At 74.6% G+C, this 12,212-nt stretch carries 14 protein-coding genes and 1 riboswitch; of the genes, 9 read left to right on the plus strand and 5 right to left on the minus strand.

Annotated elements, in window-relative coordinates; translation table 11 throughout:
• The first annotated feature begins 61 nt into the window (after positions 1–61).
• On the plus strand, positions 62–1,534 hold the full coding sequence (locus J5Y05_RS05540) for an aldehyde dehydrogenase family protein (protein ID WP_210868651.1): 1,473 nt from the start codon (positions 62–64) through the stop codon (positions 1,532–1,534).
• A 105-nt stretch (positions 1,535–1,639) separates the two neighbouring features.
• Here the strand turns inward: J5Y05_RS05540 and J5Y05_RS05545 are convergent, their stop codons facing one another.
• Positions 1,640–2,119, minus strand: coding sequence for a hypothetical protein (locus J5Y05_RS05545; protein WP_210868653.1), 480 nt, complete (start codon positions 2,117–2,119; stop codon positions 1,640–1,642).
• 289 nt (positions 2,120–2,408) lie between these two features.
• Between J5Y05_RS05545 and J5Y05_RS05550 the strand changes: the two genes are divergently transcribed.
• The 7 genes from J5Y05_RS05550 (at position 2,409) to J5Y05_RS05580 (ending at position 7,793) form a co-directional block, all read left to right on the plus strand.
• Complete coding sequence (locus J5Y05_RS05550) at positions 2,409–2,945, plus strand: DUF2269 domain-containing protein (protein ID WP_210868655.1); 537 nt, start codon at positions 2,409–2,411, stop codon at positions 2,943–2,945.
• Positions 2,946–3,016: 71 nt separating this feature from the next.
• Positions 3,017–3,469 carry a VOC family protein gene (locus J5Y05_RS05555; RefSeq protein ID WP_210868657.1) on the plus strand — a complete coding sequence of 151 codons (453 nt, stop codon included), beginning with the start codon at positions 3,017–3,019 and terminating at the stop codon, positions 3,467–3,469.
• A gap of 87 nt (positions 3,470–3,556) precedes the next feature.
• Positions 3,557–4,765, plus strand: coding sequence for an MFS transporter (locus J5Y05_RS05560; RefSeq protein ID WP_210868659.1), 1,209 nt, complete (start codon positions 3,557–3,559; stop codon positions 4,763–4,765).
• 197 nt (positions 4,766–4,962) lie between these two features.
• Positions 4,963–5,544, plus strand: a complete 582-nt coding sequence (locus J5Y05_RS05565) for a sugar O-acetyltransferase (RefSeq protein WP_210868661.1) — start codon at positions 4,963–4,965, stop codon at positions 5,542–5,544.
• 10 nt (positions 5,545–5,554) lie between these two features.
• Positions 5,555–6,115 carry a TetR/AcrR family transcriptional regulator gene (locus J5Y05_RS05570; RefSeq protein ID WP_210868663.1) on the plus strand — a complete coding sequence of 187 codons (561 nt, stop codon included), beginning with the start codon at positions 5,555–5,557 and terminating at the stop codon, positions 6,113–6,115.
• Between the two features lie 219 nt (positions 6,116–6,334).
• Positions 6,335–6,462, plus strand: a riboswitch (cobalamin riboswitch).
• 62 nt (positions 6,463–6,524) lie between these two features.
• The gene (locus J5Y05_RS05575; RefSeq protein WP_247614042.1) at positions 6,525–6,926 is read left to right on the plus strand and encodes a (2Fe-2S) ferredoxin domain-containing protein; all 402 of its coding nucleotides are present in this window, start codon (positions 6,525–6,527) and stop codon (positions 6,924–6,926) included.
• Positions 6,927–7,067: 141 nt separating this feature from the next.
• On the plus strand, positions 7,068–7,793 hold the full coding sequence (locus tag J5Y05_RS05580; RefSeq protein ID WP_210869730.1) for a (2Fe-2S)-binding protein: 726 nt from the start codon (positions 7,068–7,070) through the stop codon (positions 7,791–7,793).
• Between the two features lie 26 nt (positions 7,794–7,819).
• Here J5Y05_RS05580 and J5Y05_RS05585 read toward each other — a convergent pair whose 3' ends face one another.
• A complete protein-coding gene (locus tag J5Y05_RS05585; RefSeq protein ID WP_210868665.1) occupies positions 7,820–8,641 on the minus strand; it encodes a siderophore-interacting protein in 822 nt (273 codons plus the stop codon).
• A gap of 20 nt (positions 8,642–8,661) precedes the next feature.
• Here J5Y05_RS05585 and J5Y05_RS05590 point away from each other — a divergent pair, with 20 nt between their 5' ends.
• Positions 8,662–8,916: a hypothetical protein gene (locus J5Y05_RS05590; protein ID WP_372450458.1), complete on the plus strand. Its 255-nt coding sequence runs from the start codon at positions 8,662–8,664 to the stop codon at positions 8,914–8,916.
• A 127-nt stretch (positions 8,917–9,043) separates the two neighbouring features.
• Here the strand turns inward: J5Y05_RS05590 and J5Y05_RS05595 are convergent, their stop codons facing one another.
• From J5Y05_RS05595 to J5Y05_RS05605, 3 genes are all read right to left on the minus strand, one after another.
• Complete coding sequence (locus J5Y05_RS05595) at positions 9,044–10,909, minus strand: SMI1/KNR4 family protein (RefSeq protein WP_210868667.1); 1,866 nt, start codon at positions 10,907–10,909, stop codon at positions 9,044–9,046.
• Positions 10,910–11,021: 112 nt separating this feature from the next.
• On the minus strand, positions 11,022–11,222 hold the full coding sequence (locus tag J5Y05_RS05600; RefSeq protein ID WP_210868668.1) for a DUF397 domain-containing protein: 201 nt from the start codon (positions 11,220–11,222) through the stop codon (positions 11,022–11,024).
• The gene (locus J5Y05_RS05605; RefSeq protein WP_210868670.1) at positions 11,219–12,091 is read right to left on the minus strand and encodes a helix-turn-helix domain-containing protein; all 873 of its coding nucleotides are present in this window, start codon (positions 12,089–12,091) and stop codon (positions 11,219–11,221) included. The genes J5Y05_RS05600 and J5Y05_RS05605 overlap by 4 nt, the downstream gene beginning before the upstream one ends.
• Positions 12,092–12,212: the final 121 nt, after the last annotated feature.

Genomic DNA, 12,212 nt, shown 5'->3' on the forward strand with positions numbered 1-12,212 from the left:
CAGCCGGGAGGCGGCCGATCCCACGCCCCGCCCCTCCCGTGCGACGACCGGAGGTACGCCGATGGCACCGTTGGACCAGCTCGCCCAGCTCCCGGAGATCAGAACCGGGCTCTACATCGACGGCGAGACGCACGAGACCCGACAGACGCTCCGCGTCGTCGACCCGGCCGACCGCGAGTCGGTCGTCGGGCTCGCCGCCGCCGCGGACGCCGCCCAGGCCACCGCCGCCGTCGCCGCGGCCCACCGGGCCTTCCCCGCCTGGGCGGCCCGCAGCGCCCGGGAACGCGCCGAACTGCTCACCGCCGCCCTGGCCCCGCTGGAGGCCGACCGCCCGGCCACGGCCGAGATCCTCACCCGCGAGAACGGCAAGATCCGGATGGAGTCCTTCGTCGACTCCCTCGTCTTCGAGCACCGCTTCCGCCTCGCCGCCGACCTCGCCGAGGAGGTCGAGCGGGTCACCACCCTGCCGGCCCCGCCGTACCGCACCGAGGTCTCCTACCTGCCGCTCGGCGTCGTGACGATCATCGTGCCCTTCAACTGGCCGCTGGCGATCCTCGCCGCCGCGCTGCCGCAGGCGCTCCTCGCGGGCAACACCGTCGTCGTCAAGCCGCCGCCCACCGCGCCGCTGGCCACCACGCGCACCGTGGAGATGGTCGCGCGGGCGCTGCCGCCCGGCGTGCTCAACGTGGTCACCGGCACCGACGCCGAGATCGGCGCCCCGCTGATCCAGGACGACCGGGTCAAGAAGGTCTGCTTCACCGGCAGCTCCCTCGGCGGGCGGCGGATCATGGCGATGGCCGCCGAGTCCCTCACCCGGGTCGCCCTGGAACTGGGCGGAAACGATCCCGCCCTGGTGCTCGCCGACGCCGACCTCGGTCCCGAGGCGATGCGGCGCCTGTTCACCGGCACCTTCGACTCCACCGGCCAGATCTGCATGGCCACCAAGCGGCTCTACGTCCACCGCTCCCGCTACGAGGAGGTCGTGGAGGGCCTCTCCGCCCAGCTCGCCGAGGTCCGGCTCGGCCACGGGCTCGCCGAGGGCGTCACCATGGGCCCGCTGCACAGCGCCGCCCAGCGCGCCTACGTACGGGAACTGCTGGACGAGGTGCGCGCGGCCGGTGCCGAGGTCCGCGAGTTCGGGGAGGCCGCCGACGGCCAGGAGCTGAGCCGGGGCACCTTCCTGCGGCCCTCGCTGGTGCTCGACCCGGCCGACGACGCCCGCGTGGTCGTCGAGGAGCAGTTCGGGCCCACCCTGCCGGTGCTGCCGTTCGACGACGAGGACGAGGTCATCGGCCGGGCCAACGACACCTGGTCGGGCCTGTGCTCCTCGGTGTGGACCCAGGACCTCGACCGGGCGGCGGCCGTCGCGGCCCGGCTGCGCACCGGCTACACCTTCGTCAACGCGCACGGCGCCGCCCACCTGGACGAGCGCGCCCCCTTCGGCGGCTTCGACCACAGCGGCATGGGCCGCGAGATGGGCGTCGAGGGCGTCCGCGAGTTCATGGACACCCACGCGGTCGGCTTCCCCGCCTGAACCGGCCGCGGCCTCCGGCTCCTCCCGGTCCGGTCCGGACCACCCGACCGGACCGGGAGGACACCACGCGGTTGGTGCAGGAGGGCCTGCCGCGCCCCCGCCGCCTCAGCGGGACCGGCAGGAGCGGCGCTTCCGGCCGGACCCGCGCGACCGGCGCGACCCGCAGGAGCCGCGAGCGATCTCGTCGGTGACGAACCCGAGCCCGATGCCGAACATCCACGCGTCCTTCGCCAGCGCCGTCCCCTGCTGCGTCGGGCGCAGACTGCCCTCCTGCCGCATCCCGGGGGTGCGCAGGTACAGGCCCAGCAGCCCGGCGGAGAAGGCGGTCAGCCCGGCGCCGGCCACGACGGTCGGCACCACCGGCAGCAGCAGCGCGGCCCCGAGCGTGATCTCCCCGGCGGAGAGCAGCCTCACGAACGCCGACGGCGACAGCTTGCCGAGGAAGGGGTACGTCATCGTCGCCATGCCGTGCAACTGCGCGGCGGTCTCCTCGTCGGCCTTGCGCTTGACCAGGCCGGAGTTGAGGATGAACGCCCCGGTGGCCAGGCGCGGCGCCACATGCCGGGCTTCGACGGGCAGACGCATGACGGCTCCCTGGAGTCGGGGATGGGGGTGTCGGATACGGCGGTGCGGGCGGTGCGGACAGGCCCGTTCGCCAGCGTAAGGCGCCCCCGGGCAGGACGCAGGCCGGGAGGGCCGACGGTGGACCGGCCGTGACACACGGCGCCGGCGGCGTGGCGCGGGCGGGGCCCGGCCGAGGACGCCGCCCCGAGCGGAGCGCCCGCGCCGCCCCCGTACGTACGCCCCCGACGGTAGTCGCGGTTACTCCCGCCGCCGGACGTGTCCGCGGCCCGTCCCCGGCACCGTGGGGGCCGTGACACTCAGCCGTCCCGTACGCCGGGCCACCCTCGCCGTCCACGTCGTCGCCTCAGCCGCCTGGCTCGGCCTCACGCTCGGCCTGCTGGCGCTCGCCCTCACCGCGACCACCACCGGCTCCGCCGCGACCGCCGAGGCCGGCCTCTGGGCCATGAAGCTCTTCGCCGACCTGCTGCTGCTCCCCGTGGCGCTCCTGACCCTCGCCTCGGGCCTGGTGCTGGCCCTCGGCACACCCTGGGGGCTGGCCCGCCACCGGTGGGTGTGGACCAAGTTCTGGCTGACGCTCGCCACGACCACCGCGACCGCCTTCGCCCTGCGCCCCGGCGTGAACGCCGCCGTCGCGGCCGTCGCCGCGGGCGAACCGCTGCCCGGGACCACCGACGTACTGGCCGGACCGCTCGTCTCCCTCACCGCGTACGTCTTCATGACCGTGATCTCGCTGCTCAAGCCCTGGGGCCCGACCCGGCGCGGACGCCGGCCCGGCACCCGGCCCCACCGCCACGGCGCCGCCGCGCCGGCCGGCCGCGCCCGGTGATCGGCTTTCGGGCCGGTGGGCGGGGTTCCATGATGGACGGGAACCATCACCGAGAACGCCGGGAGTCAGACATGCGCCGTGACGACCTGCCCGCACCGGAGTCGGGGATGCTGCTCACGCACTTCCTCACCGTGGCCGACGTGCCGCGCTCGCGTGACTTCTACGCCGGGGTCCTCGGCGGGGAAGTGGTCCTCGACGAGAACCCCTGCATCGTCAGGCTGGCCAACAGTTGGCTGATCATGAACCCGGGCGGCGGGCCCACCCCCGACAAGCCCGACGTCACCCTGCACCCGCCCGACGACCCGCGGACGGCCACGAGCTTCCTCAACCTGCGCGTGGCCGACATCGAGCGCTGCTACCGCGAATGGAGCGCGCTGGGCGCCGAGTTCCTCACCCCGCCCATCGACCGCAAGGCCGAGATCCGCTGCTACCTGCGCGATCCGGACGGCTACCTCATCGAGGTCGGCCAGTCCACCGGGCTGCTCCACGGCGTCCTCGCCGACCCGCCCGCCGGAGGCCGCTGAGCCGCGGCGCCCGGCCCGGAGCCCGCCCCGTGTGACCCTGCCCACCTGGAGCGTACGTTCGTACGCTCTGCCGGTAGGGTCCCGCTCATGACTGTCGAGACGCTGCGGCGGCCCACCCTGGCCGACCGGCGGGCCCGCGTGGCCGTGGCCGTGCTGTTCTTCACCAACGGGGCGCTGTTCGCCAACCTGTTGCCGAGGTATCCGCAGATCAAGGCGGATCTCGGCATCGGCAACGCGGCCTACGGGCTGGCCGTCGCGGCGTTCCCGACCGGCGCCATCGCCGCCGGGCTGGCGGCCGGGGTCCTCGTCCGCCGCTTCGGCTCGGCAAGGGTGGCCGTCGCGGGCACGCTGTTCACCGCCGTGGGCATCCTCGCGGCCGGACTGGCCGGTTCCGTCGCGGTGTTCGCGGCGGCCCTGTTCCTCGCCGGGGCGATGGACGCCATCACCGACGTCGCGCAGAACGCCCACGGCCTGCGCGTCCAGCGCCGCTACGGGCGCTCCATCATCAACTCCTTCCACGCGATCTGGTCGGTCGGCGCCGTCACCGGCGGCGCCATGGCCGCCGCGGCGATCGCCCTCGGCGCGGCCAGGGGGCCCCATCTCCTCGTCTCGGGCGTGCTGTTCGTGGCCGCCGCCTGTGTCGCCCTGCGCTTCTGCCTCCCCGGGCCGGAGACCGGGACCGACGGGGAGCCCGCCCCCGAAAGCGCCGCCGGCCCCTCCGGGCGGGTCGCGTCGCCGGGCCGGCCGGTCGCCTGGGTGCTGACCGCCCTGGTCCTGATCGCCACCGCGGGCACCGTCGTCGAGGACGCCGGCAACTCCTGGGCCGCCCTCTACCTCTCCGACTCCCTGCGCTCGACCGCCGCCGTGGCCGCCTCCGGCTACATCGCCCTGGTCGGCGCCCAGTTCGTCGGCCGGCTGATGGGCGACCGGCTCGTCGACCGGTTCGGCCAGCGCGCCGTGGCCCGCTCCGGCGGCCTGATCGTCGCCGCCGGCATGGGGCTGGCGCTCGCGGTGCCGACGGTGCCCGGGACGGTCCTCGGTTTCGCCGCCGCCGGGTTCGGCGTCGCCACCCTCGTCCCCGCCGCGATGCACGAGGCCGACTCGCTGCCCGGCCTCAAGCCCGGCTCGGGGCTGACCATCGTCTCCTGGCTCATGCGCCTGGGCTTCCTGCTGCCGCCGCCGCTGGTCGGCCTGGTCGCCGACGCCACCAGCCTCAGGGCCGGCCTGCTCGTGGTGCCCCTCGCCGGGCTCCTGGTCGTGTCGCTGGCGGGGGTGCTGCGCTCCCGGCGGGCGTGAGGGCGGGTGCGCGGGGGCCGCGAGGGCGGCGGTCGGGTGCGCGGGCGCCGCGAGGGCGGCGGTCGGGCCGGGGTGTCGGTGCCGTGATGGTGGCGGTCGGGCCGGGGTGCCGTGACGGCGGGAGCGGGGGCGGGGGCCGTGACGACACGCGGCGCGGGAGTGTACGTACGTACACTCCCGGGTGTACGGTCGTACGCATGCCGAAGGACCACTTCGCCGGGGACCCGCGCACCCACCTCGAACGCATGCGCGCGGGCGACCTCTACATCGCCGACGACCCCGAGATCGCCCGCATGCAGCAGCGGGCGGTGCGGCTGGCCGCCCGGTACCAGGCCGCCTTCGCCGAGGACGCGGACGCCGCCCGGCCGCTGCTCGCCGAACTCCTCGGCTCGCTGGGGGAGGAGGCGCAGGTCCGGCCGCCCCTGTACGTCGACTACGGCACCAACATCACCATCGGCGCCCGCACCTTCGTCAACTACCACCTGACCGCGCTGGATGTCGCCGCCATCACCATCGGCGAGGACTGCCAGATCGGCCCGAACGTCCAACTGCTCACCCCGACCCACCCGTTGGAGCCGGGGCCGCGCAGGGACAAGCTGGAGGCGGCCCGGCCCATCGTGATCGGTGACAACGTCTGGATCGGCGGCGGCGCCATCGTCCTGCCCGGCGTCACCATCGGGGACGACTCGGTCGTCGGGGCCGGCGCGGTGGTCACCAAGGACGTGCCGCCAGGCGTCGTCGCCGTCGGCAACCCGGCCCGTACCGTCCGGACCCTGTGAGCCGGCTGCCATGGCCACCGGACACACCGACCCCCAGCGCCGCGAACGCATCATCGCCGCCACCCTCGACCTCATCGCGGAGGAGGGCATCGCGCGGGTCTCCCACCGGAGGATCGCCCAGCGCGCCGATGTGCCGCTGGGGTCGATGACGTACCACTTCAGCGGCATGGACCAGTTGCTGCGGGAGGCGTTCGGCCGGTTCATCGACCACATCGTCGCCGTCTTCGACACCCACCTCGAAGGCATCGCCGACCAGGACCGGGCCCGCGAGGCGGTGGCCGACCTCGTCCACGCCCTGTCCGAGGGCAGCCGGCGCGACCTCGTCCTCACCCAGGAGCTGTACACCCTCGCCGCCCGCTCACCCTCCTACCGGGAACTCACCCACACCTGGATGCGGCACAGCCGGGTCCGCCTGGAGGCGCACTTCGACCCGGACACGGCCCGCCAGCTCGACGCCCTCATCGAGGGACTGACCCTGCACCGGGCCCTGGACCGGGAACCGCACGACCGCGCCCTGACCCTCGAAGCGGTCACCCGGATCACCACACGGGGCGGGCCACAGGCCACCTGAACCGGGCCGGCCGGGCCCTCGGCAAGCGCTCCGGCCGACCCCCACAACCGCCCGTGCGGCACGGTCCTGACCGCCGCGCCGCACGGGCTCCTCCTTTCGCGGCGGGGTCGGCCCGCCCAGGCCGTCCCCCGGCCCGCATCGCCGGTACGGCACCCCACCCTGATGACGCGGTGCCGTACCGGATGCGAGGATGGCCCGCGACAAGGCGACGGCGAACCGAGGAAGCCGGTGGAAAACCGGCGCGGTCCCGCCACTGTGATCGGCGAGCGGACCCCGTTCGAGGCCACGGCCCGCACACCCGCGGGCCGGAAGGCCGGGGCGAGCATCGACCCGAGAGCCAGGAGACTCACGCGGTCGCCTCCTCCACGGACGCCGGGGCGGATCTCCCCGGGGAGAGGAACGATGCGCCATGCCCGCGTCACCGGGCGAGGCGGCCCCCGCCGCCCCCTCCGCAGCCGACACCGCGTACGGCACCCCGCCCTGCCGGGTCGTCGTCTGCCGGGACTGCTGCTGCGGCACCCCCAAGGTGAGCGGCGACCACGCCGCCCAGACCGCGCGCCTGCGTGCGGAGGTCCCCGTCCGCGTCTCCACCTGCCTGGACGTCTGCGACCAGGCCAACGTCATCGTGGTCCAGCCCTCCGCCGCCGGCCGCGCGGCGGGCGCCCGCCCCGTCTGGCTGGGCCTGGTCAACGACGCGTACGCCACCGAGGACATCCTCGCCTGGATACGGGCGGGCGGCCCCGGCATCGCGGACCGCCCCGACATCCTCGACCTGTACGCCTTCACGCCGCCGCGCCGCGCGGCCCGCTGAGGCGGCGCCGTGTCAGCGTCCGGGCCCGCCGCGGCGTCAGTGCCTTCGCCGGCCGGCGTGGGGGCGTCCCCGCCCGCCGCCGTGTCGGTGTCCCCGCCTGTCGCCGGGGGAGCGTCCCTGTCCGTCGCCGTGGGGGCGTCCCTGCCCGCCGCCGCGTCAGCATCCCCGCCCGCCGCCGCCCGTGCCGACGAGGCGGCCGTCGGAGCCGCCCTGGCCGACGTCGCCCGGTACGGCGGCTTCTTCGCCCTGACGGTGGGCGGCCCCGCCGAGGGCTGGCACCCCGTCGGCGCCTCCTACGCCCGCGGCTTCGCCGACCTGGCCCGCGCGGTCGCCGAGCGCCACCGCGCGCCGGAGCCCCGCGTGGGGCTCTCCATCGCCCACCTCGGACACGTCGCCCGGCTGTGGTCACCCGCCCTGGCCTGCGTACTCGTCCACGGCATCGTCCCGGACCTCGCCGCGCTGCAACGCGCCGACGACGGACCGGCGCTGCGCCTGCCCCGCGCCGCCGGCTGGCACGCCGCCGCCCTCCCGGACCCCGCCGGTGCGCTCGCCGGCCAAGTCCACCACCACCTACGGGCGTTCGCGGCCGGTCCCCACCTGCGGATCGCGCACCGCCTGCTCGACGGCAACGCCGCCTCCGCGCTCGCCGAAGCCGCCCGCGCCCTGCTCGCCGCCCACCCCGACCGGCGCGAGGGGCTCACCGCCCTCACGGCCGACCTGCTCGGCAGGCCGCCGCTCACCGGCACGGGCCGGCTCACCGGAGCCGACCTCGCCTTCCGCCGCCGGAGCTGTTGCCTCTACTACCGCGCCCCGGCCGGCCGCCCCTGCGGCGACTGCTGCCTGACCGCACGGGACGGCGGCCGGTGAGGGCGGGGCGAGGGCGCCGGGGGGGATCAGGCCGCCTGAGCCGTCGCCTCGTGGCGCCAGAAGCCCGAGAAGGTGATGCGGTCCTTCGGCAGGCCGAGCCGGTGCAGATGACGGCGGCCCTCCGTGGCGAGGGTCGACTCGCCGACGACGAAGGCGTACCCGGCCGCGTCGGCGGCGGTGAGCCGGCGCAGCGCGCCGAGGGCGGCGGTCCCGGGCACGGAACGCCGGTCCTCCCGCACGATCCAGGAGACGGCGACACCGTCCGGCCCGTCCAGCGGGCGCCGGTCGCCCTCGGTGGGGACCTCCTGGATGACGCGGCCCACGGTCTCGCGGGGCAGGGAGCGCAGGATGCCGGCGGTGGCGGGCAGCCCGGTCTCGTCGGCCACGATGACGACCTCGGAGGCGTCGGGCGGGCAGTCGAACAGGAGCCCCTGGTCGAGCACGGCGAGCGCGTCCCCCGGCCGGGCGGCGCAGGCCCAGATCGCGGCCCGCCCCTCGATCTCGCCGGTCGGCCCGTGGTGCACCACGAAGTCGATGTCCATCTCCGCCGCCTGCGCCCGGAAACCGGCGACGGTGTAGTTGGAGCAGTGCGGGCGCTCCTCCTCGGGGATCGCCAGATACGGCTGCCACCACGACGACCCGGTGAACTCCGGCAGGCGCAGTCGCCGTTGGTGCGGAAGCTGGAGGAAGAGCCGGAACCAGTGGTCGTACCCCAGCCACGCGAACTCGCCGAGGTCCTCGCCGCCGACGGTCACCCGTTGCAAGGACGGCGACACGCGCTCACTCCGCACGACACGGGCACGGAACATCCGGGGATTCTGCGGCACCAACCGCCGACTCTTCGCCATGAGGCAAGGCTAACCTAAGCGTGCCGTCCGATCGCCTGCCAGGTGTCGTGCACCACCTCGACGACGGTGGCGTGGCGTCCGGGCCACAGTCCACGATGCTGCGGATCGGCGGCGCGCTCGGCACCTGCGTCCTGGTCACCGTGATCGTCGGCAAGGCCGGTTCCACGCTGTACGACGAACTCACCGGGACGGGCGTCCTCTGCCTGATCGGTGCCGTGGCCGACTTCGCCGGCATCAAGGGCCGCGCCGAGGAGACCGGGCACGCGTCGGCGTGACCCCGGCACCCTGAACACGCCCCGGCCGAAGCCGCGTTCCCGGCAGGTCCCCCTCCACCCGGAGCGAACCCGCCGGAGCACGGCCCCGGCACGGCCCGGACCGCCCGGGGAGCCGTCGAGCGGCGCTTCAGCCGATGCGGACCACCGCGTACGACTCCCCGTCCCTCGGCGGCCGGCTCCAGGAACGGGTGGTGAACGTGTGCAACCGCCCCTTCAACAGCGCATGACGCGGCAACCCGACCCCGAACTCCCCGGCCACCGCCTCCAGTAGCGTCCCTTCCGCTCCCTCGACGTCATCGGAGAACCGGTCCGGGTCCAGCGCCTCCGGTATCGCCCCGCTTCGCCGGACCGCACCGTCCGCGTACGTGAAGGCGTACCGCTCGACCCCGTCCTCCGTCACCGAGAGGTGGAAGAACGGCGCCCCGAGCCCTGTCCTCAGCCCACACCACACCACCACCGCGCGGGTCCCCGCCCCGGCGCCCCCGGCCGGGGAGACCAGCCGCCGCGCGTCGAAGGGGGCGGGCTCCCCGTCGAAGGCGAAGCTCCAGCCGGAGCCGGCCCGCCCGACCGCCACAAGAGCCCGGTCGTCGAAGGACGAGAACTCCCGCTGGGACCGTAGCGCCTTCCCCCGCGCCTCCGAGAAGGTCAGGGGTTCGCTCAGTACGGCGGCGTCCCCGTCCGCCAGGAGTCCGGGCAAGCCCTCCGGCTCCACCCCCTCCACCAGCACGAACCGGTAAGCGGTATGGCTGTTGCCCGCGTCCGGCTCCGCGAGCCATGCCAGACCGCCCGGGTCGGCCCCGGCCGCCGGCTCCGGTGCCTCGCCGGACTGCCCACCCCTCGGGGTGGACAGCAGCTCGCGCCCCCGCTCCGGGGTCAGCAGCGGCCCGAGCAGCGGGTCGGCCAGCCACCCCAGCGGCGCCAGGTGGTCCGGGCCCAACGGCTCCCACCGGGGTACGGCACACATCAGCGTCCGCCACGCCCCGTCGCTGTCCCCCCACCGCGCCAGTTCCCGCGCCTGCTCGACCGCCTCGCCGAACGGACCGGACGCCGTGTACCGGTACGCGCGGTTCCGCACCTGCTCCAGCGTGGCGTGAGCCGCCGCCACCAGGGTGTCGTCGGCTCCCGCCAGGTCGAACACCAGCGTGGAGTCGCTCCGGTACGAGTGCGCCGCGTGCTCGGCGACGAGCGGGGGCAGCAGATCGGGCGCGTACCTCGGGTCCGTCACCAGGTCAGGGAAGCGCGCCACGGAGGTCTGACCGAGCAGACGGCGTATCTGGTCGCCCAGCCCGGCGGCGCGCGGCCTGCCGTACTCCTTCGCCTCGTCCAGAGCCTGCCCGGCCCGCTCCCAGCCGCCGCGCAGCGCCTCCAGCCGGGCCGCCTCCACCTGGGCGTCCAGCGTCCGCGTCGTCTCGTTGGCGAACTCGGGGCTTCCCTCTTCCCTGCGGCCGGCCCGCAGGTTGTGGAACTGCCGGTGCATGCCCCGCATGAACTCCAGGAAGTTCGCGTACCGCTTGGGCGGCGCGGCCAGCCAACTGGCCCACGTGTAGACGGCCCACTCTCCGTCCTCGTCCGCGTCCTCGGGGTCCATGAGCACGTGGGTGATGTCGGACTCCACGTCGAGCTGGAGGCCGCTCCGCCAGATCTCCACCTCCCGCCGCTGCTCGGGTCCGGCGTCCTCGTCGAGGTACCGCTCGAACTCCTCCGCGTGCCCGTAGGCGTCGTCGTGCCACCGCGCGTCCGCGGTCCCCGCCAGCAGCCAGACGAACCCGCCCGCCTCCCGCCACCCGTCGGTGACCTTGAGGAACTCCCGGTACGACGGCGGCATCCGACGGCCGAGCCGCTCCTCCATGGCGACGATCCGCCCCTCGGACGCGCCCGGGAAACCCAGCCACCGCCCCTTTGGGCGCTCCTCCCCCTCCGCGAGCGAGTCCACCCACTCCTCGCTCCACCGCAACAGGAAGGACCCCCAGTCGAACCCCGCGATATCCGTCATCCCCCGATGCTCCCAGCGCCCACTGACAGCGCCGGTCCCCCGGTGGACGAGAGGCACCGGAGTCCGGTGACGGGGCCGGGCGGTGCCGGGACCGCCACCGGGATACGGCGGGTCAGCTCCCCTCTCGGGCCAGGTCGGCGACGAACCCGGACCACGCGCTCCGCGTGAACGCGAGCAGCGGACCACCGCGCTCCTTGGAGTCCCGTACGCGTATGGCGAGGTCACCGGCGGCGACCTCGACGCATTCGCCTCCCTCGTCACCGCTGTAGCTGCTCTTGAACCAGTTGAGCCGTGCGGACTGTTCGGTGTTCATAGGTCTCCCAGCATCTTCTCCAGCAGGCGCAAGGACTCTCGGGGGGTGAGTGCCTGCCCTCGGATGCTGCCATGCTTCGCGGCCAGGACACGTACCTCTTCCGCGTCAGTGATGAGACGGCTGAAGTGCTGGACCTCCAGATAGGCGACCTGGGGTTTGCCCTTCGGGGTGAGCAGTGTGAACGGGCCGCCCATCCCCGCGTGGTCCTCGCTCGCGGTCGGCATGACCTGGAGTTCGACGTGGCGCAACCGGCCCAGCCGAAGGAGCTGTTCCAACTGCCCGCGCCGCACCGCCGCCCCGCCGAAGGGCTGGCGCAGAATGCCCTCCTGGATGATGGCGCTCACCGTCGGCGGTGGCCATCGGGTCATCAGTTCCTGCCGCGCCATCCTCGCCGTCACCCGGTGCTCGATGGTCTCCTCGTCGAAGAAGGGCTGTCGACTGGCGAAGACGGCCCGCGCGTACTCCTGGGTCTGGAACAGGCCCGGAACCGCCTGGTTGGCGAAGTAGCACAGCTCCACCGCCTCCGCCTCCAGACGGGCGTAGTCCCGGAACCATTCCGGATGCCGCACCCGGCGCCGGGTCTTCGCCCGCTCGACGTCCTCCGCCGCGGAGGCGAGGAGGCCGCCACAGTCCAGTAAGTGGTCGACGGCGAGGAGGAGTTCGGGCTGAGGCGTCCGCCGGGCCCGTTCGACGGACGAGATGGTCTCCTCGCCGTACCCGATGCGGTCGCCCAACTCCTTCTGGCTCAGTCCGGCCCGCTCTCGGGCGACCTTGATCTGCCGGCCGAGGGCCCGGAACAGGTCCGCGACCTCGTCCGTGCCGTCCGCCTCGCTGCCCGGGGGAATCCCGGGACCCGGCTGCGCTGCCATGCCGTACCACCACCCTGTTGCTCGTGCAGGACGAACCGGTAAACGCCCCGCCGGGTCACGGCCGTACGCCCGTACACCACCTCGTCCATGCCGGACAGTCACGTCCCGTACCGTCGCGGCG

This window comes from Streptomyces tagetis, assembly GCF_018069565.1.
Lineage (GTDB): Bacteria > Actinomycetota > Actinomycetes > Streptomycetales > Streptomycetaceae > Streptomyces > Streptomyces tagetis.

Coding starts and splice junctions, on each gene's coding strand:
- J5Y05_RS05540 (WP_210868651.1), top strand. CDS start 62: ATGGCACCGTTGGACCAGCTCGCCCAGCTCCCGGAGATCAGAACCGGG.
- J5Y05_RS05545 (WP_210868653.1), bottom strand. CDS start 2,119: ATGCGTCTGCCCGTCGAAGCCCGGCATGTGGCGCCGCGCCTGGCCACC.
- J5Y05_RS05555 (WP_210868657.1), top strand. CDS start 3,017: ATGCGCCGTGACGACCTGCCCGCACCGGAGTCGGGGATGCTGCTCACG.
- J5Y05_RS05560 (WP_210868659.1), top strand. CDS start 3,557: ATGACTGTCGAGACGCTGCGGCGGCCCACCCTGGCCGACCGGCGGGCC.
- J5Y05_RS05565 (WP_210868661.1), top strand. CDS start 4,963: ATGCCGAAGGACCACTTCGCCGGGGACCCGCGCACCCACCTCGAACGC.
- J5Y05_RS05570 (WP_210868663.1), top strand. CDS start 5,555: ATGGCCACCGGACACACCGACCCCCAGCGCCGCGAACGCATCATCGCC.
- J5Y05_RS05575 (WP_247614042.1), top strand. CDS start 6,525: ATGCCCGCGTCACCGGGCGAGGCGGCCCCCGCCGCCCCCTCCGCAGCC.
- J5Y05_RS05585 (WP_210868665.1), bottom strand. CDS start 8,641: ATGGCGAAGAGTCGGCGGTTGGTGCCGCAGAATCCCCGGATGTTCCGT.
- J5Y05_RS05595 (WP_210868667.1), bottom strand. CDS start 10,909: ATGACGGATATCGCGGGGTTCGACTGGGGGTCCTTCCTGTTGCGGTGG.
- J5Y05_RS05600 (WP_210868668.1), bottom strand. CDS start 11,222: ATGAACACCGAACAGTCCGCACGGCTCAACTGGTTCAAGAGCAGCTAC.
- J5Y05_RS05605 (WP_210868670.1), bottom strand. CDS start 12,091: ATGGCAGCGCAGCCGGGTCCCGGGATTCCCCCGGGCAGCGAGGCGGAC.